This window comes from Blautia hydrogenotrophica DSM 10507, from assembly GCF_034356035.1.
GTDB classification, from domain to species: Bacteria; Bacillota; Clostridia; order Lachnospirales; family Lachnospiraceae; genus Blautia_A; species Blautia_A hydrogenotrophica.
In genome coordinates this window covers 1,650,014-1,673,823 of the sequence record NZ_CP136423.1, presented here as the reverse complement: position 1 = coordinate 1,673,823, position 23,810 = coordinate 1,650,014, and the positions used below count along the sequence as shown (strand labels likewise).

The 23,810-nt window shown below is 45.8% G+C and carries 18 protein-coding genes; 1 reads left to right on the top strand and 17 read right to left on the bottom strand.

Annotation, left to right across the window (positions count from 1 at the left end; genetic code table 11):
• Nucleotides 1–92: 92 nt before the first annotated feature.
• From spoIVA to BLHYD_RS07750, 6 genes are all read right to left on the bottom strand, one after another.
• Nucleotides 93–1,562, bottom strand: a complete 1,470-nt coding sequence (gene spoIVA / locus BLHYD_RS07775) for a stage IV sporulation protein A (protein ID WP_005945411.1) — start codon at nt 1,560–1,562, stop codon at nt 93–95.
• Between the two features lie 72 nt (nt 1,563–1,634).
• The gene (locus BLHYD_RS07770) at nt 1,635–2,405 is read right to left on the bottom strand and encodes a hypothetical protein (protein WP_005945408.1); all 771 of its coding nucleotides are present in this window, start codon (nt 2,403–2,405) and stop codon (nt 1,635–1,637) included.
• A gap of 48 nt (nt 2,406–2,453) precedes the next feature.
• Complete coding sequence (locus BLHYD_RS07765) at nt 2,454–3,488, bottom strand: DUF6077 domain-containing protein (protein WP_005945405.1); 1,035 nt, start codon at nt 3,486–3,488, stop codon at nt 2,454–2,456.
• A gap of 143 nt (nt 3,489–3,631) precedes the next feature.
• On the bottom strand, nt 3,632–5,320 hold the full coding sequence (locus BLHYD_RS07760; RefSeq protein ID WP_005945399.1) for a [FeFe] hydrogenase, group A: 1,689 nt from the start codon (nt 5,318–5,320) through the stop codon (nt 3,632–3,634).
• A gap of 15 nt (nt 5,321–5,335) precedes the next feature.
• Complete coding sequence (locus BLHYD_RS07755; RefSeq protein WP_005945396.1) at nt 5,336–7,207, bottom strand: NADH-quinone oxidoreductase subunit NuoF; 1,872 nt, start codon at nt 7,205–7,207, stop codon at nt 5,336–5,338.
• A complete protein-coding gene (locus tag BLHYD_RS07750) occupies nt 7,204–7,683 on the bottom strand; it encodes a complex I 24 kDa subunit family protein (protein WP_021844740.1) in 480 nt (159 codons plus the stop codon). The genes BLHYD_RS07755 and BLHYD_RS07750 overlap by 4 nt, the downstream gene beginning before the upstream one ends.
• A gap of 409 nt (nt 7,684–8,092) precedes the next feature.
• Here BLHYD_RS07750 and BLHYD_RS07745 point away from each other — a divergent pair, with 409 nt between their 5' ends.
• Nucleotides 8,093–9,598: a 4Fe-4S dicluster domain-containing protein gene (locus BLHYD_RS07745; RefSeq protein ID WP_005945386.1), complete on the top strand. Its 1,506-nt coding sequence runs from the start codon at nt 8,093–8,095 to the stop codon at nt 9,596–9,598.
• 93 nt (nt 9,599–9,691) lie between these two features.
• On the opposite strand, the gene BLHYD_RS07740 is transcribed toward BLHYD_RS07745, so the two are convergent.
• The 11 genes from BLHYD_RS07740 to BLHYD_RS07690 all read right to left on the bottom strand — a co-directional run bounded on the left by BLHYD_RS07740 (nt 9,692) and on the right by BLHYD_RS07690 (nt 23,777).
• Nucleotides 9,692–10,864 carry a SpoIIE family protein phosphatase gene (locus BLHYD_RS07740; RefSeq protein WP_005945383.1) on the bottom strand — a complete coding sequence of 391 codons (1,173 nt, stop codon included), beginning with the start codon at nt 10,862–10,864 and terminating at the stop codon, nt 9,692–9,694.
• Nucleotides 10,824–12,578, bottom strand: a complete 1,755-nt coding sequence (locus BLHYD_RS07735) for a [Fe-Fe] hydrogenase large subunit C-terminal domain-containing protein (RefSeq protein WP_005945380.1) — start codon at nt 12,576–12,578, stop codon at nt 10,824–10,826. Before BLHYD_RS07735 ends, BLHYD_RS07740 begins: the two co-directional genes overlap by 41 nt.
• Before the next feature lie 44 nt (nt 12,579–12,622).
• Nucleotides 12,623–14,368 (bottom strand): NADH-dependent [FeFe] hydrogenase, group A6, encoded by a 1,746-nt coding sequence (locus BLHYD_RS07730; RefSeq protein WP_005945377.1) that lies wholly within the window; start codon nt 14,366–14,368, stop codon nt 12,623–12,625.
• A gap of 15 nt (nt 14,369–14,383) precedes the next feature.
• Complete coding sequence (nuoF, locus tag BLHYD_RS07725) at nt 14,384–16,282, bottom strand: NADH-quinone oxidoreductase subunit NuoF (protein ID WP_081447101.1); 1,899 nt, start codon at nt 16,280–16,282, stop codon at nt 14,384–14,386.
• A gap of 25 nt (nt 16,283–16,307) precedes the next feature.
• On the bottom strand, nt 16,308–16,802 hold the full coding sequence (nuoE, locus tag BLHYD_RS07720; RefSeq protein ID WP_005945372.1) for an NADH-quinone oxidoreductase subunit NuoE: 495 nt from the start codon (nt 16,800–16,802) through the stop codon (nt 16,308–16,310).
• A gap of 632 nt (nt 16,803–17,434) precedes the next feature.
• A complete protein-coding gene (locus BLHYD_RS07715; protein WP_005945366.1) occupies nt 17,435–18,280 on the bottom strand; it encodes a CehA/McbA family metallohydrolase in 846 nt (281 codons plus the stop codon).
• An 18-nt stretch (nt 18,281–18,298) separates the two neighbouring features.
• Nucleotides 18,299–19,411, bottom strand: a complete 1,113-nt coding sequence (locus BLHYD_RS07710; protein ID WP_005945364.1) for a glucosaminidase domain-containing protein — start codon at nt 19,409–19,411, stop codon at nt 18,299–18,301.
• 329 nt (nt 19,412–19,740) lie between these two features.
• Nucleotides 19,741–20,595 carry a bifunctional 5,10-methylenetetrahydrofolate dehydrogenase/5,10-methenyltetrahydrofolate cyclohydrolase gene (locus BLHYD_RS07705; protein ID WP_005945359.1) on the bottom strand — a complete coding sequence of 285 codons (855 nt, stop codon included), beginning with the start codon at nt 20,593–20,595 and terminating at the stop codon, nt 19,741–19,743.
• Between the two features lie 18 nt (nt 20,596–20,613).
• On the bottom strand, nt 20,614–21,243 hold the full coding sequence (locus BLHYD_RS07700) for a cyclodeaminase/cyclohydrolase family protein (protein ID WP_021844734.1): 630 nt from the start codon (nt 21,241–21,243) through the stop codon (nt 20,614–20,616).
• Between the two features lie 72 nt (nt 21,244–21,315).
• A complete protein-coding gene (locus tag BLHYD_RS07695; protein WP_322141402.1) occupies nt 21,316–23,001 on the bottom strand; it encodes a formate--tetrahydrofolate ligase in 1,686 nt (561 codons plus the stop codon).
• A 113-nt stretch (nt 23,002–23,114) separates the two neighbouring features.
• On the bottom strand, nt 23,115–23,777 hold the full coding sequence (locus BLHYD_RS07690) for a DUF3786 domain-containing protein (RefSeq protein ID WP_005945353.1): 663 nt from the start codon (nt 23,775–23,777) through the stop codon (nt 23,115–23,117).
• Between the last annotated feature and the right edge of the window lie 33 nt (nt 23,778–23,810).

The window sequence follows — 23,810 nt, the reverse complement described above, 5'->3', positions numbered from 1 at the left end:
TTTTATCCTTCCTAACCAGTTTTAATCATACAGCCAAAGTAATCATAGCCTAGTTCTTTGAGGATTTCAAGGCTTTCCACAGAATTCTCACATTAAATAATAATGCATACCAGTCCGCCTTTGCTGTCATTGACAATTTTCTGCATAGTATCTTGAAGCTTCACCTGGCTCTCTTCACTGATCGCTGCGATTTTCGTGCGGATTCCATCCTCCACCAACTGCTCAATGGATTTTCCAAAAATATTTGTCTCCCAAATACTCTCTCCCCGCGACTCACTCTCCTGAATATAAGAAATCAAGTCCTTCGCCTGTTCCTCCGTTCCCACAATCGGCGCGATCTCCGTCTCGATATTTGCTTTTATCATGTGAATAGAGGGACTTTTCGACTTCATCTTCACCCCATATTTATTTCCTTGTTTAATCACAGACGGTTCCTCCATCTGAATCTCTTCTAACTTCGGAATCACAACACCATAGCCACAGCCTCTGACTGCTTCCATTGCCGACTGCACCTGACTGTACTCTTCTTTCATTTTCGCGAATTCTTTCATCGTGTGTACCAATTCATACTCGCTTTCCATAGGAATCCCTGTCATCTGGCTTAACATCTGATAATAAAATTCTTCCTTGATCTGTACACGTACCTTGACAACTCCTGTGGCCAAGTCCACCTTTTCCAACAGAGTCTCCTGTACGTATGGACCTTCTAGCTGAACGGTCTCCTGTGAAATATCCCGAATTTTATGCATTTTCTCCATCAGACTGCGAATCTGGTTCAACAACTGATTTTTTAATTCCTGGTCCGATGGAAGCATCTCCACCCACTTCGGTATAAAAAATTGAATTTGACAAACTGGAAATTCATAGAGTACCTTTTCTAAAATCCGCACCACATCTTCCCTGCGCAGTTGTTCACAGTTGGCTGTCACCGTACAAACCTGATATTTTTCTTCGATCTGCCGGGCCAGCTTTAAAGTATCTTCCTGGTATGGTTTCTGGGAATTCACCAAAACCAAAAACGGCTTGCCCTGTTTTTTCAGCTCCTGGATCGTCCTCTCCTCTGCCGGGATATAATTCTCCCTGGGGATCTCCCCAAATGACCCATCCTTTGTGACCACGAGACCAATCGTGGAATGTTCTTGAATCACCTTTTGAGTCCCAGTCTCCGCAGCTTCATGGAATGGAATTTCTTTGGCAGCCCAAGGTGTCTTCACCATGCGTTCTTTGCCCTCTTCCATATTTCCCGCTGCATCCTGAACCAAAAAACCGACACAATCAATGAGTCTAACTTTCACCTGAGTATCCTGACTTAAGGTAACACTCACCGCATCTTTCGGTATGAATTTAGGCTCCACAGTGGTAATCAGCTTTCCTGAACCGCTCAAAGGCAACTGGTCCTGCACTTCTTTTCTCTGTTCTTCCTCTAGTACTGGCAATGCCATCTGTTCCATAAAGCGCCGGATAAAAGTAGATTTTCCAGTACGGACAGGGCCGACAACCCCTATGTAAATCTCGCCTTTTGTGCGGGCTTGTATATCTTTGTACACTTGAAAATTGTCCATAATAAATCCCCCTTGCACATCCTGCAATACGATGTATTGCTATAGTTTATGCAAAGGGGAATCCCATTATTCCTAAATCGACGGGTCCCGGAAAATATAGTAGTCATCCACATTGCCAAGACATTCATAGCCATAGTTCAAAAATATCTGCACCTTTGACGAATCTCTCAGCTCAGGTACCAAGTATTTCCAGCCTCCCTTTTTTCCACAGTAGATGACCATTTTTACATTTACATCTGGAGCCATTATGTTTTCATAAAGTGTCCTCTTGTACCATCCTCCGGCACCCTTTCCTCCCCTGCCATAGGGCATTCGGATTCCCGCGTCATATACCCTCACATAAGTGGCGATAGACTCTGTAGTCGCCATTCGTATCTCCCCATCAGGCTGATCCTGACGCAGAAGATCGCAAATTCTCTCCACTTGCTCCGGTACTTCCTCAGCGTTGGCTGACAGCTCATAAGCCCCATGAAAATATACATTTCTCCCGCAAAATACAATCGCCACTGCCAGCAATGCCACTATAAAACCATTCGCAAACCCTCCCTGAAACTTCTGCACGAATGAAGTACACGCCGCCGCAATCAAAAACATCGCTGGCAACAGCCAGAGTACTCTCCAGTACACCATTTCTCCGATACAAGCACTGATGACTTTTGCAGTATACGGAAAAAAGTACAAAAACAAGAATACCACTGTATATCCCGCCAAGGCTTTTCGATTCTTTCTCTCTCCCGGAAAAAGTAAAAGATATAGAAAACTGACAGCGGTCAGAATACTTCCGTAACCCTCACCCCAATAAGACTGCCAAGTTTCCGCCGATATCCGCAACATTTCCTCCATCTTCTCGCCCCCTCATTGCAACCATACTCCTTCTTTTTCTGTCGACTCTCAACCTTTTAGGACTAGTAAAATGTAAACCATCCCTAAGAGCAGGCACGGCAGAATACACAAGAAAGCCTTGCCGACTCTCATCCATTTCCACTCCAAAACTCCGTATAAAAACGCAAAAATCCCCACCATGACCGGCACTAGCATAATTCCCATACTTGAGGCCAGGCATGCCGCCATACAAAAAAATCCTAAAACCCACCAGGAAATCTCCCGTGTCGCCTCTCGAAAAAGCTCCAAACAAAGATAAAAGATCACCGGCAATAACACTGACGCCAAAAATGCTTTTCCTTGCCAAATCCGTACTAAAAAAAAGGTAGACGAAGTGTACACGCTATAGTAAAAACTCATCTGAATTAATGCACAGAATAGCAAAAACTGCCCCTGGGCCCTCGTATTCTTTTGAAATAACGTTTTACCCAGCAGATAATAAGCTGTATAGGCCAATACATAAAAAATAATCGGAAAAATTCTGTGGGCCATGACAGCAGGATGTATCCCTGTCAATTCACTCATTACAGATAGATAAATGGGAAACGGCGACAATATATAGCGAGTGGGTATTCCCTGATATTCCCCTCCCGTATAAGGATTGATCTGATACAGAGAATCCTCTTGCAGCGTCGTCGTCGCAGTCCCCACATAGAATGCATCGTCTGCATCCATATGTGCTCCAAATACGGACACGGCAATTTGAAACGCGATGACCAGCAACGCTATCCAAAAATAGATTGTGGAGATCTTCGCAGACTTAAAAAAAAGCAAAAGCTGCACTTTTCTTCCCACAATACTTCTGACAATTCCCCAAAGAGCCGCTCCTACTGCGACCACCACCCAAATCCACACTAGCCGATGAAATGGCTGTCTAAGGAAAGTCATCGTCAAAATCAGCAACTCAGACACAGCAAACAATAAGCCATACCCAAACAAAAAAGCTGCTGCCCAGATATTCTCTTTTCTATGTTTTGTAAAGATCAGCCCAGCTGCCGTTGGGACGATTCCTCCCCAAAGCAGCGTCTGCAGACAACTCGCCATATTCTTCTTTCCTCACTTCTTACTTCTGCACGATTTTACCATAAAACCCCATTCCGAGACAAGACAGAATTTACTGCCTCCCACCACACCAAAAAGGCGGGGCAATTTTTCATTGCCCCGCTTTTTTACTTTTCCAACTACTATCAATAACTATCGTTGTGCAATAATTCGTGTTCTTTTCCCTTCAGCAGACCATTGTACAGCTCCAGCACCAGAGGATTTTCATCAGACTTTTTGATAATCATCGTGTTGTCCGCATTATATAACCCTTTGGCTCTGGCTGCTTTGGTCCTCTCGCCGGCTCTGGTCGGCTGGCCACCACCCATGATACATCCACGTCTACAAGCCATAACCTCGATGAGATGATACTCTTTCTCACCGGATTTCACCTGTTCCATTACTGTGCGTGCATTGCCCAAGCCGTTAACTACGCAAATTTTCACTTCCATACCATTGTAAGGTACGGAGAACTCTTTGATTCCCTCTTCCCCTCGTACGCCGCAGGAAGCAATATTCTCAATCGTAGTCTTGCTGTGGTCTGGATTCAGGCGTCTTAACACTGCCTCGGTCACACCGCCGGTGACTCCAAAAATCACACCGCCACCAGAACCAAATCCAAATGGCATATCACAGGCTTCTGGCTCCGCAGCCGCAAAATCAATTCCTGAAGTCCGAATCATTCGAATTAGCTCTGTGGTCGTGATCACAATATCCGTGTCCTTTTCCCCTTTTGTATAGCTGTTTGGACGTTCTGCTTCCATTTTCTTTGCGGTACAAGGCATAATAGATACCATTACAGTCTTCTTTCCCTGTGCATTTTGCGGATCACGGAAATATTCTTTGATCACCGCTGATAACATTCCCTGAGGTGAACGGCAGGTGGACACGTTCTTCACATATTCAGGATACTGGTCTGTCACAAATTTCACCCATGCCGGACAGCAGGAAGTCATCAGCGGCAGATTCTCTCCTTTTTGAACTCTATTCAGAAACTCAGCAGACTCTTCCATGATTGTCAAGTCCGCGCTGAAACTGGTATCATACACTTCATCAAATCCCATCCGATGCAGCACATTTACAATCTTACCCATCACGCTTCTGCCCTTCGGCAATCCAAAGTAATCTCCCACGGCTACCCGGACAGCCGGCGCGATCTGAGCGACCACCCGAACATTCTCATCATTCAGCGCTTCCCAGACAGAACCAGTATTGGTACGGATGGAAATCGCCCCTGTCGGACAGTATACCCGGCATTGACCACAATTGACACAATCTGTCTCGCTGATTTTCTTGTCAAATGCCGGCATCACCATAGCCTCCGTTCCTCGGAAAGCAAAGCCAATACAGCCAATTCCCTGAATCTCTGAACAGGCTCTGACACAGTTTCCACAGAGAATACACTTGTTCGGATCTCTGACAATCGAAGGAGAACTGAAATCCAGCTCTCTTTGCTCTCTGGTATTCTCAAAGCGAACTTGTTTGACACCCAGACGGTGTGCTAGCTCTTGAAGCACACATTCCCCGCTTTTTACGCAGGTTGTACAGTCACGGCAGTGAGCTGCCAACAATAATTCCACAATCAATTTTCGATATTTTCTCAATTTTCCTGTGTTGGTATGAATCACCATTCCATCCCTGGGCTCCTCAGAGCAAGACGCAAACATTTTGCCTCTGCCGTCTTCCACTGTACACAGACGACAGGCTCCGAAAGTAGACAGTTCGGAATGATAACACAGAGTCGGTATATTAATTCCAGCTTTCCGAATCACGGAAAGCACATTTTTCTCATCGGTAAATTCAATCTTTCTACCGTCAATCGTCATTGTTCCCATTCTGTTCCCTCCTTCTTACGCTTCCACATAGACTGCGTCGAACGCACAGTTGTCCTTACAGTTGCCACACTTGATACACAGATCATTGTTAATCGTGTAAGGATGCTTCCGGGCACCGGTAATCGCCCCGGTCGGACAATTCTTCGCACACTTGCCGCAGCCCTTACAGAATTCAGGATTAATATGGAACTGACGCAGTGCTGTACAGACTTTTGCACGACATTTCTTATTTATGATATGCTCCTCATACTCCTCGCGGAAACGCTTCAGTGTACTGATGACGGGCAGCGGAGCACTCTTGCCGAGACCACAAAGAGCCATGCTGCGCACCATCTCCGCCAGCTCCTCTAGCTGGTCCAAATCCTTTAGCTCGCCTTTGCCTTCCACAATTCTCTCCAGAATTTCCAGCATACGTTTCGTCCCCTCACGACAAGGAACACATTTTCCACAGCTCTCACGCTGGGTAAAGCTCATAAAGAAACGCGCCACCTCAACCATACAGGTGTTCTCATCCATGACAACCAAGCCGCCGGAACCCATAATCGCATCAAATTTTTTCACCGCGTCAAAATCCAATGGCTGGTCGAGATGTTCTTCCGTCAGACATCCCCCTGAAGGACCTCCAATCTGCACTCCCTTGAAGGCTGCACCACTTTTTAAACCTCCGCCGATATCATAGATAATATGGCGCAGAGTCGTTCCCATAGGCACCTCGATCAGACCCGTCGTCTCAATAGAGCCAGTCAAGGAGAACGTCTTTGTTCCGGGGCTTTTCTCTGTTCCAATCGTGCGGAACCAATCTGCACCTTCCAAAATAATCTTTGGAACATTGGCATAGGTCTCCACGTTGTTGAGAACGGTCGGCTTCTCCCACAAGCCCTTTTCTACCGTACGAGGCGGTTTTACACGCGGCATACCACGGTTTCCTTCAATGGAAGCAGTCAGAGCGGAACCTTCTCCGCAGACGAAAGCTCCCGCACCACGGTTGATATGTAAATGGAATGAAAAGTCTGTGCCTAAAATATGATCTCCTAATAACCCATACTCTTCCGCCTGCCTCATGGCCTTTTTCAGTCTGGCCACAGAAAGAGGATATTCGGCACGCACATAGATATATCCTTCCTGTGCTCCCACTGCATAGGCAGCAATTGTCATTCCCTCAATCATCTTATAGGGATCGCCTTCCATCACGGAGCCATCCATAAAAGCTCCCGGATCTCCCTCATCTCCATTACAGACCACATATCTGGTTTTCTCAGGCTGCCCTGCCACCTGTTTCCATTTCTTTCCGGCAGGAAATCCTGCTCCACCTCGTCCGCGAAGCCCTGATTTATCCACTTCATCAATTACGGTCTCAGGAGTCATCTCAAATAGCGCTTTGGACAGTGCAGAAAATCCCCCAATCGCAATGTACTCGTCAATGGACTCAGCGTCAATATTTCCGCAGTTTTCCAGCACGATTCTCGTCTGGAGCTTCAAAAACGGAATGTCCTGCGGATGCTCATAAATATTTTCACCATGGCTGTAAAACAGACGTTCAATCGGAAGTCCGGCCATAATTGTCTTTTCCACAATCTCCCGACAGTCTTCCGGCTGTACCTTTACATACTGGTAATTATAAGGCTCAATCCGCATCAAAGGCCCTAATTCACAAAGTCCCTGACATCCGGTCTTTACTACACCCAGATGAGGAAGATCTTTTTGCATTTCGATTTTCACGCCTTCCAAATCTTTGCACAGCAGACTCATCTCATCATAAATTTTCTGCGCACCGGAAGCCATACAGCCGGTACCTGAACAGACAAGAACCCGACAAGTATAAGACTGAATCGAAGCCTGCGCTTCCTCTCTTTTTTTCAACAAATCTTCTCTACAGGTTATACTCATTTTTTCTCACCTCTCAATTCTTCCAACATCTCCAAAGCCTTCTCCGGTGACATTTTAGGATGGACAACATCATTCACATTTAATGCCGGCGCAAGTCCGCAAGCTCCCAGACAGGAGACGGTCTCCACCGTAAACATCATATCGTCTGTCGTATGCTTTTTGTGGCTTAATCCCAGTTCTTTCATCAAAGCCTCTTTTACAGGCATGGACTTCCTCACATGACAGGCGGTACCGTCACAGACCTTAATCACATACTTGCCCTTCGGCTCAAAAGAAAAGTTTTCATAAAACGTAGCGACGCTGTACGCTTTCGCTTCCTTCACACCGATCTCCTTGGCCACATACGTCAGCAGTTCCCCGGGAAGATAGCGATACTCTGCCTGGATGTCCTGCATAATTGGGATTAGTGAGGACTCTTTGCGTCCGTATTCCTCAATAATCTCGTCTGCTTTTTTGTAGTAGGATTGGTCTAACATTCTTTTCCCTCCTTGTAAAAAATTCATAAATCAGTGCCATTTTTTTGCATTCATGAACCTTCTGTCTATTGTAGAATTTTCACATATCCTTGTTAATAATGATACAATAAATTTACGTTTTTCACAAGATTTTCCGTCAGTTTTTTTCTGTTCTTTCATGGCGAAAACCCGCTAAAATCAAGGGCTTCCGCGTTTGTATCAAAAAAAGTACAATTCATTTTTATTAACGATCCTGTTAAAATAATGATTAATAAATGATGTTTTATTAACAATTTCGTTATAAAAATATCATGATCTCAGGTCCTCTCCTACGCTTTGTTTGCAACAAAAAACTTGCATAGTATTTCTGTATCCGTTAAGATTAGATTAAGAGTGCGTAAACGGAAAAAAGGAGTGAAATGATACGATTATGAGAGGCTTAAACACACCAGTCAAACAAATACGCCGGCAAATTTTTACAGAAATTGCTAAAATCGGTTTTTATTCCACAGATGAAAATTTAATTCACGATATCGAAGCAATCCCATACAAGATAGTCGAAGAAGAAGCAAAATACCGCGACAGCATCTACCGTGAGCGAGCAGTAGCCAGCGAGAGAGTGCGTCTTGCCATGGGCATGTCTTTAAGGCCCGAAAACCGTGCCGTTCATCTCACGGAAGGAATCGAGGCCAGCAATATTGACGAAAAATACTATGAGCCGCCGCTCATGCAGGTGATTCCTTCCGCCTGTGCAGCCTGCGCTCCCAACAAATATGAAGTCAGCAATATCTGCAAGGGCTGTGTTGCCCACCCATGCATGCTGATTTGTCCAAAAGGTGCCATATCTATGGTAGACGGATACTCTCACATTGACCAGACCAAATGTATCAAATGTGGCAAATGTAAATCTGTGTGTCCCTATGACGCGATCTCTCACAAAACCCGTCCTTGTGAGAGAGCCTGCGGTGTCAACGCAATTACCAGTGACCAGCAGGGACGAGCTACCATCCTCAATGACAAATGTGTTTCCTGTGGTATGTGTATGGTGAGCTGTCCTTTCGGCGCCATATCGGACAAATCTCAGATTTTCCAGCTTGCCCATGCGCTGCGGGAAGGGACTGAAATCATCGCTGAGGTAGCCCCCGCCTATATCGGACAGTTCGGAGAGAAAGTCACACCCCGAAAATTCCGGTCAGGTCTTATGGCCCTGGGCTTTTGCGATGTATATGAAGTAGCTTTGGGCGCTGATATCGGCGCCATCACGGAGGCCCATCACTACGCAAAAGAAGTGGCTACCGGCAATCTGCCTTTCCTTTTGACCTCCTGCTGTCCTTCCTGGATTATGATGACTCAAAAATTCTTTCCTGATATGCAGGACAACATTTCCCGGGAGCTGACTCCCATGGTTGCCACAGCCAGAAGTATCAAGAAAGAACACCCTAACGCAAAGGTGGTCTTTATCGGTCCGTGTGCCTCCAAAAAATTGGAAGCCTCCCGTACCAATATCCGCAGTGATGTGGATTTCGTGATTACTTTTGAGGAGTTGGCCGCTATGTTCGATGCCAAAGAAATCAATTTGGAAGCTTTTGAAGGGGAGGCTTCCTTGCACAATGCCACGGGAGCTGGCCGCGGATATGCGGTAGCGGGTGGAGTGGCAGGCGCAATCGAATCCTGCCTAAAAGAATACTATCCCGACATCTCAGTCCACATTGAGCACGCTGAAAGCCTGGCGGAGTGCAAAAAGGTTCTGACTCTCGCCAAGGCCGGTAAATTAAAAGGCTGTATGATTGAAGGTATGGCCTGCCCAGGCGGCTGTATGGGCGGCGCCGGTACCAACGCAGACATCAAAAAATCTTCGAGAGCTCTGGCAAAGCATGTGGCCGCATCTACCAGAAAAATCCCTCCCAAAGAACTGGAAGATATTCAGCTAAACTGATTACTGAGGAACATTTAAGGTTTACTGCAACATAAAAACGCCTGAGAGGTACCGCGGACAAATATCCCGCGGATGCCATCTCAGGCCGTTTTTTTAATAATATTGAACCGTAACCGTCTTTCCCATCTTTTCCATTGTCTCTTTGATCTGGGTCACAAGATTCTTTCTCACACTAATGTCAAAAGAAAGTTCTGAGTTCTGGTAAGCCTGGTTCGCCACAGTCCCCACCAATAGGTGAAGCTGTGTACACTCTTCGATCAAGGTTTTCGCCAACTTTGACGCTCCATTGTCCTGGTCCAACTCACGGAAAAACTCCTCATCAAATTCAGACCGTTCAAACTTCTGCAGCAGCTTCAAAGTCCCTGCCAAGGTCAGAGCACCCTCTGTCACCAGATCGATTCCTTCTATGGATGCCGTAGGAGGAATGAACGGGTCCGCATAGTTCACGTGGGTGACAATCTCTTTTCTCAGAATTCTGGCCGTGAGATTGGCAGAACTTCCCCCGGAGATAATCTTTTTCCCTTCGGATTCCATCAAATCCCGCACCATCCTCTCATCATCCTTCTCGTCCGCTGGCGGTCCGGTCAGAAGATTGACAATCTGCGCTTTTCTGGTTCTAACCACCACAACTGTAGTGTCATCTCTCGGACGTTGTTCGTACAAATCATTGCATGCCCCTGAGAGCATACTCACCAGACGGGACGCAGACATGGTATTTCTGGTACAGCGCAAGGTATACTCCGCCATACTCTCCCAAGTCCACCCATAGTTCAGCAGTTCCCCAGCTCCCGCGAAGATTACGCCGTCACTCATCAGTACAAAACAGTCATTTTCCTTCGCCTGGAACCGATATTCCTTGATTTTTTTCCCATCTATGATCTGTTCCTCGGCTTCATAGGCTACGATCTTTCTGTCTCTTATAAAGACACAGGAGGGATTGTCGTACTCCACCAGATAGGCCTGGCCATCCCGGTAAATCTGAAGAATTGAGAAAGTGGCGTAGGCCACATTTCTCTCTTGACAGATGGGCAGAGTTTTTGCGATGGTCTCCACACAGGACGCAATACTTGCTCCTTTTAAGAGCATCGTGGCCAGAATCTGAGAAGTCAGCGTGGCTAGAATATTGGCCTTTACTCCACTTCCCATACCATCTGCTAAAATCACAATATCGGAGTCCTTCGTCCTGACAATCTTTACCATATCCCCGCACAGCTCTTCCCCATGCTTATTCAGACTTTTCCAAGCAATGTCCGTTCCGAATGACATCCTGCGCCTCCTCCCCATCGTCCAGAATAGAATCCCTGAGCTTTGACAGCGTAACTTTCGTCTCCGCCGTAGTCTCCCCCAGCAGTCCAGCAATCTGCTGGGCAACTCTCATCTGCTTGTCGATGACATCCTGTGCCATCTCCACCGTCTCCAATTTTAATTTAAGATTTTTCACCTTATTAATTTCATCTTTTGAGACATCCTGGAACATCACCAGCAGAGACGCAGATTTTTCCACATAGATAATAATCTCCAAAGCCCAAATTCCCAGAGATTCCATCTTAACCTTTTTGTTGATAATATTCCTTCTAGTGTTCAGGACTTTTTCCACATCCTGCACATCTATGTATTCATACAGATAACTCTTTAGGATTTCTTCCCTGGAAATCTCAAGTACCTCCTGGCACTTCTTGCTGCACTCCATAATCTTCATATGCCTGTCAGTCAGAAAAATATAATTGGGAGTCTCGTCTATGATTACATTTGCCATGGACTCTGCCTTTGTGACCGCATAGGGAAGGCACATATCCAGCTCTGCCTTTCCATAGTAGACAGCCACTGCTTTGTCCCGACAGGTGGGATAGCCACAGGCTCCGCAGTTCAGCTCATCCTGCGGTGTGTACTTTCCTGTTCTTCTCAAAATTCTGTCTATCTCTACTTTGGTAGGTTCCTGGACGGGTATCTGCAAAGAAGAAAACTGTTTTTCCATGGGGACCTTCCAGTCTTCAAACACGAAGGGGCTTCGATGCCTCACCTGTCTCTGAATCTGCAAAGTGGGTACCACCCAGTTTTTATTTTTGGCGCTGCTGACCGGTCCTTTGACACAGCCTCCTTCACAGATATTCACCTCAATGAAACAGTGGTTCAGCTCCTGTCTCCTCATGGCCTCAAATAACTCCATACAGGAAGTCATGCCATCCACAGACAGCCACTGATAGACGCTTTGGTTCACCTCAGCTTTCACAGATGCCAGAATTCCTCCTTCCACAGGATAGAGCCGATTCACCATGGGGTTTGGATTGTCCATAGGAAGATCAGGACATTGAGCCATTTCCATCTCTTCTTGCGCCATCCATTCCAGTAGCTCTTCAAAGGTCAGAACTGCGTCTACTGCGAAAGCAACCCTTTCGTCCCCTTCCGCCTCTTGCTTCTTTGCAATACAGGGCCCGAGAAAGATCACCCGAGTGTCCCTCCCATAGATCTCTTTGATCAATCTCCCGTGAGCAATCATAGGAGAGACCACAGGCATCAGATACGGAGTGAGCTCAGGATAATACTTTTCCACCAAATTGTTGGCGCTGGGACAGCAAGTAGTTATCAAGTTCGCCATCTTTCCTTCTCTTATGAGCCTACCATACTCTGCCGTCACATACGCAGCTCCCTCTGCCGTCTCTCTCACCTGGTGAAAGCCCAGTTTTTTCAGAGCTCCCACCACCTGTCCCGGTTTTTCAAAAGGCAGCAACCCCAAATAAGAAGGCGCTATGGACACAACTGTTTTTTCTCCTCTCCGTATAAATCCCTGAATACGGTCCAGATCACTGGCAAAGGTTTTCGCGTTTTGAGGACAGACTTCGAGACAATGCCCACAGTAGATACATTCCTCCTCTATGATTCTGGCCTGCTGATTCTGAACAGATATCGCTTTTACCTCACAATTTCTCACACACTTATAACAGTGTCTACAGCTTGCATCTTTGAAGTTGATAACCTTCATCTTTGCTACCCATCCTTTTCCTTGTTTATAAAATATCCGCTTTCCTATTCGTTAACCACACGTTTTATATAGGATGTGTGCAGAATTTTATGCGCCTTGTGGCTTCCAGGTTCTCCCAGATATTCCGCGTACAGTTTTTGAATTGACGGATTCTCATGGGACTTTCTCAACGCTTTCTGTGTATCGTTTTGGTATAAAACTTTTGCCCTCAGTGCGCGTATATCCTGGAAATTGCGTACCTCAGCCGGTACCTGCGGCTGTCCGCCTCCATTGACACATCCGCCTGGACAAGCCATAATCTCAATAAAATGATAATCTGCTTCTCCCCTACGAATCTTCTCTAATATTTCCCTAGCATTTGCTAGACCAGAAGCTACTGCTACTTTTACTTCCAGGCCATTTACAAGATAAGATGCCTCCTTAATTCCCTCAGTCCCGCGGACTTCCTCGAAATCCAAGCTTCCTAAGGTCTCCCCGGTCAGAGTCTCCACTGCTGTGCGCAGAGCTGCTTCCATAACACCACCTGTAGCTCCGAAAATCACACCTGCTCCTGTGGACTCACCCAACGGATCATCAAACGTCTCCTCCGGAAGATTTACAAAATTGATACCGCAGCGTTTAATCAGACGTGCCAGCTCCCTGGTCGTAATCGCAATGTCTACATCTGGAACACCAGCTGCCGACTGATCTGGACGGCCAATCTCAAACTTTTTGGCAGTACACGGCATCACGCTGACACATACGATTTTCTCTGGATCCAGGCCCATCTTCTCTGCAAAATAAGTCTTTGTGACTGCTCCAAACATCTGCTGAGGAGACTTACAGCTTGAAAGATGGTCCAACAAATCTGGAAAATAATGTTCACAGTATTTCACCCACCCCGGAGAGCAGGAAGTAATCAATGGGAGAACACCTCCGTTTTGCACTCGGTTCAGGAACTCATGAGCTTCTTCCATGATTGTCAAATCTGCACTGAAATCTGTGTCAAAGACTTTGTCAAATCCCATTCTACGAAGTGCGGCTGCCATTTTTCCTTCCACATCCGTTCCAATGGGATATCCAAATTCCTCGCCTAAAGCTGCCCGAACCGACGGAGCTGTCTGAACGACTACATATTTTTCAGGGTCCGCAATCGCCGCCAGCACCTGATCTGTATAGTCCTTCTCCTGAAGTGCTCCGGTAGGACATACTGCAATGCACTGCCCACAGGATACACAACTAGTCTCACCTAATCCCATTCCATATGGCGAACCGATATAGGTAGAAAATCCGCGCTCATTCGCACCTATCACCCCGATTCCCTGAACTTTGTCGCATACAGCAGTACAACGACGGCAGAGAATACATTTGCTGTTGTCCCGAATCATATGTGCCGCAGAATCATCAATCTCGGATGGTGTTCTCTCACCCTCGTAGTAGGTCTCGTCGGTCACGTTCAGTTCCCGGCACAGATTCTGAAGCTCGCAATTCCCGCTTCTGACGCAAGAAAGACATTTTCTATCATGATTAGATAACAGAAGTTGCAACGTTTTCCTCCTGGATTCCAACACCTTCGGTGTGTTCGTCCACACTTCCATTCCATTGCTAACCGGATGCATACATGCTGCCACCAGTGTCTTAGCTCCCTTTACTTCAACCACGCAGATACGGCATGCCCCAATCTCATTGATTTCCTTCAAAAAACATAAAGTAGGAATCTGGATATCTGCCAGATGCGCCGCCTCCAAAATAGTGGCTCCTTTTGGAGCTTCTACTTCTATACCGTTAATCTTTAATCTAATACTGTCCATAACTGGCCTCCTCCCTTATTCCTTGTAAATCGCACCAAAACGGCATTTTTCCATACACGCCCCACACTTGACACACTTATTCGGGTCTATGGTATGAGGTTCTTTGACCTTTCCGATGACGGCGTCATTCGGACAGGTTCTCGCACACAGGGTACAGCCTTTGCATTTATCTGGATCGATCTTATAGACGAGAAGGTCCTTGCAGACTCCAGCCGGACATTTCTTATCTACAATATGGGCAATATACTCATCCCGGAAATAGTGAAGTGTAGAAAGTACCGGATTCGGTGCTGTCTGTCCTAGCGCACACAGAGCATTGTCTTTGATATAATAACATAGCTCCTCCAGCTTATCTAAATCTTCCATCGTCGCGTTTCCTGAAGTAATTTTATCCAACATCTCCAGTAGCCGCTTTGTTCCTAGACGACAAGGAGAACATTTACCGCAGGACTCATCCACAGTAAAATTCAGGAAGAATTTAGCAATGTCCACCATACAAGTCTCCTCATCCATGACAATCAGCCCGCCGGACCCCATCATAGATCCGATGGCCATCAAGTTCTCATAGTCGATAGGAACATCCAAATGTTCTGCTGGAATACAACCACCGGAAGGCCCCCCTGTCTGTGCAGCCTTAAATTTCTTGCCTCCTGGAATTCCACCGCCGATTTCTTCCACAATCTCTCTTAACGTGGTCCCCATCGGCACTTCCACCAACCCGGTATTGTGAATCTTTCCGCCCAGGGCAAACACTTTGGTTCCTTTCGATTTCTCCGTTCCAAAGGAAGAAAACCACTCTGCTCCATTCATGATAATCTGAGGCACATTTGCCCAGGTCTCTACATTGTTCAAAATCGTAGGCTTCTCGAACAAACCTTTGACTGCTGGAAACGGCGGGCGGGGCCGAGGCTCTCCTCGATGGCCCTCGATAGATGTCATCAAAGCGGTCTCCTCGCCGCAGACAAAGGCTCCTGCCCCAAGACGCAGTTCGATGTCGAAGTCAAAGCCCGTATTAAATAGATTTTTACCCAACAGCCCCATTTCTCTGGCCTGCTTGATTGCAATGTTCAGACGTTCCACTGCAATTGGATACTCCGCACGCACATATATGTAACCCTGGGTTGCCCCAATCGCGTATCCAGCAATCGCCATCGCTTCTAATACCACATGAGGATCTCCTTCCAACACAGAACGATCCATGAACGCGCCGGGATCTCCCTCATCTGCATTACAGCAGACATATTTTTGATCTGCATCATTGTCTTTGGCAAACTGCCATTTTCTTCCGGTAGGGAACCCTGCTCCACCTCTTCCTCTCAATCCGCTGGCTGTAATCACCTCGATGACATCTTCTGGAGACATGGTGGTCAAAACTTTTCCGAGTGCCTCATAGCCTCCAGTCCCAATGTACTCCTCAATCTTTTCTGGATTGATCACACCACAGTTTCTCAAAGCAACACGCTTTTGCTTTTTATAAAAAGGAGTGTCCTGTAAAGGGAGCACCATATTTCCTTTCACAGTCTCACTATACAGATATTTTGTATCCACCTTGCCATGGAGCAGATGCTGTTCCACGATCTCCGGAATCTCTTCCTCTTTTACCATGGAATAAAAGGCCCCTTCTGGGTATACAATCATAATCGGCCCTAATGCACACAGTCCAAAACATCCGGTCATTACCACAGAGACATCCTCTTCTAGCCCCTGTTTCTTAATTTCTTCTTTTAGTCTCTCGATTACTCTGCGGCTTCCAGAAGAAGTACAACCGGTACCTCCGCACACTAGAACCGCTTTCTTTTTATGGCCTATTCCTTCTTCTGCTTTCACCTCAATTTTGTGAGACGCATGCATACGAAGGTCCAGAATTTCTTTATACTGTTCTCGAATTTCTTTCAATTCATCCAAAGATTTCATCTTACCCCTCCAATCCTCTGTGTATTTACTCATATTTCGCCAAAATATCGTCGATATCGTCCACAGTCAGCCTCCCATAGACCTCATCATTGATCATCATGACAGGTGCCAGTCCGCAGGCTCCCACACAGCGGCAGGCATCCAGTGAAAATTTTCCGTCAGGAGTACACTCGCCTCCCACAATCCCCAATTTTTCCATCAATTTATTATAGATATCACCCGAGCCTTTTACATAACATGCTGTTCCAAGACAGACAGAAATACGATATTTCCCCTTTGGATTCAGCGTAAACTGTGAATAAAAAGTTGCCACCCCATAAATTTTTTCCATTGGAATCTGTGTCTCATCAGAAATAATTTTCATGACTTCTTTGGGAAGATATCCGTAAATGTCCTGAGCTTTCTGCAAAATCGGCATTAAAGCGCCTTTTTCTTCTTTCATTTCCTCAATTACTTTTCTCAACGCCTCTTCCTGTTCCTCGGTCCCAGAAAAAGCAACCGTTGTCTTTTTATTTGGCATCGCCTAACCTCCTCCTTGTTATGTTGTTAACAATATTGTTATTAAATTATCGAGTCTATTGCATTTTAACATATACTTTCAAATAATTCTAGTTAGCTTTTCAATTTTGTTTATATTTTCCTCTTATTTTTATTAACTATCAATAGTATACAAAAATTTCAGAATATTTTTGTCAATTCCTTATAACATAAAACGTATGATCTTTTATTTTCTACTTCCATTCGTCAATTAAAAGTCATTTTAAATAAAAATGTCTATTTATCAACTTTTTTCTATTATTAAGTTTTACTTTATAGTCACGCGTATAGTTTTCTAAATAATGAAATATGGATAAATTTTTAACATTAATTATTTATTCTCTATTTTCACTTAATTTTTAAAACCAAGAGGAATTTTATCTATTACTAATTTTTTCCAAATTTCTTCAATAAAAACCTTGTTACAGCATACGCATATTGAACGGAGTGTTTGTATAAGAAGAACTTTCACACTCTATTGTGACAAGGTTTTTCCTGTTAAATAAAAAAACTGCCACCGCATTAAGAGTCCAAACCCCTGAAAACTTCCTTTTCAGAGCTCCAACTCCTAACGCAGCAGCAGGCTTTTCAATCATGTCGCATTTCTCTAACAAACTATGAATCTTCTATTTTTTTCTGAATCTTCTCTTTCTTTTCTTTCTCCTTCTGCGTACTCAGCATATTCAGCCAGAAAATCTTTTCCAGATTCATCCGGCGGGTATGAGACTTCAACAAAGCCAGCCCGCGGTTATACACCTTCCATACCCCTCCTAGCGGAACCACTCTGAGAATAACATTTTTCTCCTTCGGCTCCCTCTCCTGTCCCCCGCATCCAACAACATAGCCGTTCTTTATAGCATAAATCAAATCGTCGTTATTTCGCACGGGGTAGGCAATATCCGTGTAGGCTGTCCCCACATAAGCGTCTCTATGGGCATCTGAACCGCCTAGTCCGGGCTTTTTATACTTCACTGTCATAGCCCTGGCCTTGGCATTGGACTCTGGCAGCTCACAAGTATTAAACGCTTCGATAAAATCAAACTCTTCCGCCAGACTCTTATCTCTTTCCATTTTCTTTGAACACATCGCACTCAAAAATTTCGCGCCGTAGGGGTGCGCAGGTCCTAAAATCCCGCCATACTGATGTACAATCCGTATCAACATATGCACTGGTAGTCCCCTCACCTCAAGAATTCGAAGATGAATTCTCTTCGGCATAATGACAATGATATGTCCTGCATCCAAAGTATCATATTCAATGCCCTTGAGCACTACAAAATCCGACCTAACTTTTCTTTGTCGTCTCAATTTCACCCAAGCTCGATATCCATTGTAGGAATTGTGATCTGTAACCAACATTCCTTGAAATCCCTTCTGCTTTAGTATTCTCACATACTCCTCAATGTCTATCTTGCTGTCTAGAGATCCATTTTTCGTATGACAGTGCATGTCAAATCTCATATTACCCCAGCTTTCTTCTTATTTAATTGCTTTCAAATCAGAAATTATTCTCAGCAGCTTAGCGCCATAGTCGGCTCCCGCTGCCCATCCTCCACCATAGGGATTCTCCTGTATTCCCAACCACTCCACATAGGGTGCCGTCTCTCGGGTCACCAGGTCAAATCTTTCGTCTACACATTCTTCGTTTAATTTATCGCTGGACGCATATGCTTTTAAATGCTGTACCTGTGCCCGCAGTCCTGTCTGAACATCCGGAAAATAGATTCCCTTCACTCCACCTCCCGTAGTGCCCAAGCCGGCGAAATTAAACTGTTCTACCTGTGAATCTCCTCGAAACTGCAACCAGCCAGTCTCCAACATAGACTGAGCAAAGGCTACCTCTGCCCGCACCCCTTCTTTTTCACACTCTTCGTACAAAATCTCACAGAATTCCTCTATGGTAGACGCACCGCCGTTTCCTAGTGCCTCTGAAGGATATTCGACAGACTGAGAATTATATTCTTTCACCATCTGTTCCACCGTTGCCGTAGAATTTCCCATAATCGTATAGTAGCCCAGCTCATTATTCGTGGCATCATCTACGAATGCGCTTTGACCATTGGCCGAGACGCTTGCTTCAGACTTTTCTTCTTTCTCATTCTCTTTTTCATCTTCCCTCTTTAGTGCTACTTCTTCCTCACTAATCAGAAACGCAGTCTTCCCCAGATAGATGCTGGATTTGTCTTCTTTTTTCGCATAGGCTTTCACTTCATATGCCACATCTGTCTTCAGCTCTGTTTCATCGAGAGAAATCTGAAAAATTTCCTGTGACTTTTTCTTTCCCTTATACCATTTTCCCTTGTCATCTATTTGGTCTCTCTGAATCAGGTGAAAAGTCACCTTCTCTACATCCCCAGGTATATTAGGCACAGCTGCACTGATATGACAAATGTCTTCATCCTTCTCGTCCAAAGCAGCACTGATTAGAATCTGGTCCTTCGTCTCCTCAAAGGCTTCATAGTCTTTTTCCAGATCGCTTTCCTCAGAAATCTCAGCCGTCTGCTGCACTGACTTCACACCTGCCCACGTGGGAGTCGCCATACAGAGCACACCCACCAACAACATGATTTTCCAAAATTTACTTTTATGCATAACTATTCCGTCCTTTATTCATTGATTGTCTCTGTAAAGTTTCCATTTCTAGTATACCATCTCTATCAAAGAAATCCAAGTGCTGAAAAAACAAAGTAGGCAAGTCCGGCAGCCGTCTGCTTGTGCGAACACAACAAGAGTCTCCGCTCTGCTACGGTCCGTGCTAGACGCGTGCCCCCGGCACGCAGCACCACTTGCCGGGCTTTTCACGCAAAAAGAGGCTGCACACCAACTTTTAGTCTGGTATGTAGCCTCTGATTCTTTTTCCAACACAGTCAGCGGACTGTTCTTAGTATATGCCCGCTCTCTCAATAAAATACAAAAAGAAATTATTCTCCGGCTTTTCTCATGGCAGCTTCCACAACATGGCCTACCAATACAGAAGTCGTAACACTTCCTACTCCACCTGGCACTGGAGTAATCGCATCTACGACCGGCTCTACTGCTGGGAAATCAACATCTCCGCAGAGTTTACCTTCCGCATTTACGTTAATGCCGACATCAATAACAGTCTGACCTGCACGCGCATAATCCGCACCCACAACTCCTGCACGTCCGGCTGCCACAATCAGAATATCCGCTTCTTTTGCAACTGCAGGCATATCCACCGTTTTCGTATGACAGATAGTCACCGTTGCATTTTTCTTAACCAGCATCATTGCCGCAGGTTTTCCAACTACAAGACTTCTTCCAATTACTACTGCTTTCTTTCCGGTGCAGTCAATTCCATAGTGATCCAGAATTTCCATACAAGCCTGAGGTGTGCAAGGCGGAAAACCTACTTTCTTTCCAGTGAACACGCCAGACATAGAGCCATCTGTCATACAGTCAACATCTTTTGCAGGATCCAGGGCATTCTCGATCACAGACTGATTTAAGTGTTTCGGCAGTGGACGGAACAGCAATACGCCGTGAATATGGTCGTCCTTATTTACTTTATCAATCGTAGCCAACAGTTCATCCTGTGATACGTCCGCTGGAAGTAAAATCTTCTCACAAGCAACCCCTAGAGTCTCACAACGCTTGGTAGCTCCTTTTTCGTAGGAGATATCACTGCCATTCTCACCTACACGAATAATACACAGAGTCGGGTTAATCCCTTTTCCCTGTAACTTTGCAACGTCCGCTTTGATTCTCTCATTGAGAGCTGCGGTTACTTCTTTTCCTAATAACTGTTTTGCCATGATATGTAATCCCTCCGCTTATTTTAATCTGGACAGAACACTGTCAAAAGTCTCATCCGCAATCTTTGTATATTTTTCAAGCATTGCATCTGCTTTTTTGTTTAGCTCTTCTGCATATGCCCTGTCTGCCATAGATTTTGTATTAATATATACATTCAGGCTAGCACCTTTTAAGGCCGCTTTACAAAAAGCTGCACCCACACCAGCATCACTGATCGCCAAAGTGGAGCCTTTTGCACCAAATTCTACAATCAATTCAATCGCCTCGCAGCATTTTTCCATAATTTCCATCGGCACAGAGCATGCTTCCTTCAGGACAATCTCCATTACTCTTGCCTTCTCTGCCTTCTCCTCTTCTGTATTCTTTGGCATGCCATAAGCTTTAGAAAGGGGTTCAAATACTTCCGCATCTCTCTCGATCAGACGTAAGAAATCTTTCTGAAGCTGATCGCATTTTGCTTTCAGCTCCCACATCTCATCCTCTACATCCGCATATTTTTTCTTGCCCACAGTCAGGCTTCCCACCATGTTTCCAAGAGCAGTTCCCACTGCTGCGACCAAAGCAGACGCTCCGCCGCCGCCTGGTACCGGCGCTTTAGAAGCCAGCACTTCCACAAACTCTGTACAGGTACTTGTTGAAAATCCCATTGTCTTCGTCTCCTTTTGTTTCATATTGAATAAGGGGATGCTGCGGTTCAAGCCCGCAACATCCCAACATATTTAGAACAATCCGCTAATCTTTCCAGTCTCGTCCACGTCGATTCTCTCAGCAGCCGGTACCTTTGGCAGACCAGGCATTGTCATGATCTCTCCGGTCAGGGCTACGATGAATCCTGCTCCAGCAGAGATCTTCAGGTTACGTACCGTCACCTCAAAGTCGGTCGGCGCTCCCAGTTTCGTCTGATCGTCTGTCAGGCTGTACTGTGTTTTTGCCACACAAATCGGGCAGTTTCCATAGCCCAGCGCTTCCAGTTCTTTTGCCTGCTTCTGAGCGTTTGCAGTCAGCACAACTCTCTTTCCTCCGTAGATCTTCTGTACGATCTGGTTCAGTTTGTCCTCAATGCTTCCTTCCAGCTCATAGGAGTAGGTGAAGTCGTTCGGCTCTTCTACCAGTCTGATGACTTCCTCTGCCAGTTTCACGCCGCCTTCGCCGCCTTTTGCCCATACCTCAGACAGCGCTACGTTTACGCCCAGCTCACGGCACTTGCTCTCTACCAGGTCTAACTCTGCCTTGGTATCGGTTGGGAATGCGTTGATCGCTACCACACACGGCAGTTTGTATACATTTTTAATGTTGCTTACGTGTTTCAGCAGGTTTGGAAGTCCTTTCTCCAGTGCTTCCAGGTTCTCGTTGTTCAGATCTGCCTTCGGTACTCCTCCGTTGTATTTCAGTGCACGTACAGTTGCCACGATTACCACTGCACTTGGCTTCAGTCCTGCCATACGGCACTTGATGTCCAGGAACTTCTCAGCACCTAAGTCTGCGCCGAATCCTGCCTCAGTGATCGCGTAATCGCCCAGTCTCAGTGCCATTTTTGTTGCGATGACAGAGTTACAGCCGTGTGCGATGTTTGCGAATGGTCCGCCGTGTACGATTGCCGGTACATGCTCCAGGGTCTGTACCAAGTTTGGCTTCAGGGCATCTTTTAACAGCGCGCACATTGCTCCCTGTGCGTTTAAGTCGCCTGCGGTTACCGGTTTCTGCTCGGAAGCTTTTCCGTAAGTATATCCTACAACGATTCTTGCCAGTCTATTTTTCAGGTCGTTGATATCGCTTGCCAGACACAGAACTGCCATGATCTCGGAGGCAACGGTGATGTCATAGCCGTCCTCACGTGGCATTCCGTTGGTCTTTCCGCCCAGGCCGTCTACCACGAAACGAAGCTGACGGTCGTTCATGTCCACACATCTTTTCCAGGTGATCTTTCTCGGGTCAATATTTAAAGCGTTGCCCTGATAGATATGGTTGTCGATCATAGCAGCCAGCAGGTTATTTGCAGCTCCGATGGCATGGAAGTCACCGGTAAAATGCAGGTTGATGTCCTCCATTGGAACAACCTGAGCGTATCCGCCGCCGGCAGCGCCGCCTTTTACGCCGAAGACCGGTCCTAAGGACGGCTCACGCAGAGCAACCATAACGTTCTTTCCTAATTTCTGAAGTCCGTCAGCCAGACCTACAGTCGTGGTGGTCTTTCCTTCTCCGGCTGGAGTCGGATTGATAGCGGTTACCAGAACGAGTTTGCCGTCTTTGCCTTCGGTCTCTTTTAACAGATTATAGTCGATTTTTGCTTTGTACTTTCCGTACTGCTCCAGATATTTGTCATCGATCCCAGCCTTCTCAGCAATCTTGGTGATCGGTTCCATTGTGCACTCCTGTGCGATTTCGATGTCACTTTTGAATCCCATAATTAGTTTACCTCCTTTAACTTGCGCGTAACAGCACTTCTATGTAAAAGCAGGGCTTTGCCTGCATTTACGCTTACTCACCACAACAGAAAACTTCGGTTTTCCACTGTCTGCTAGAGAATTTTTCCTATCTCCTTCATTGTCCCAATGGTCACATCTCCCACGACAGCCATATCTTCTGCGGAAAAAGAAGTGGGAAAGTTATCAGAAAACAGAATCTGAGACGATGGAGGGAACTCTTCATCCCCTTCCCACAAAATAAACTGGACGAAATAGTTTTTTACCAACTCAACCTCGTAAGAACAGTCTCCAAATTTTGTTTTCCTTGCCTGCATCCGCTCCATGGTCTTTTCAAATTGCTCCAAACGGTTCCCATAAGAAAATGCCAGCCGTTTGATGCATCTACCGTCGAATTGCCGCAGATAAACTTCTCCCCACGGCATCTCCCGGTAAGTCTTATAAGCGCCACTAGGTGTAGAATCCACTGCTTCCAACAGATAACGAATCACCAAAATCTTTGCGTAGATCATTTCCTCCAGCGGATAATATCCAACAGAGTCGTCTAGATGCGACACCTGAAAATCCGGCCAACTGATCTCATAAGTACTGCCCAGAAAATAAACAGTCAACACCTTTCGCGTCTCATCATAAGGAAGATTTAACCGACGGCTAATCTCCTCAGGGTCCGCCTTTTGATAAGCCTCTGTGTAATGTTCCCAGGGCATCCTCTCCTTGCTGTCTTTCTCATATCCCAAATCGTTTAAGTCAAAAGCCATGTGAATAATCTCCTTTTATCGTTGTCTGTACCC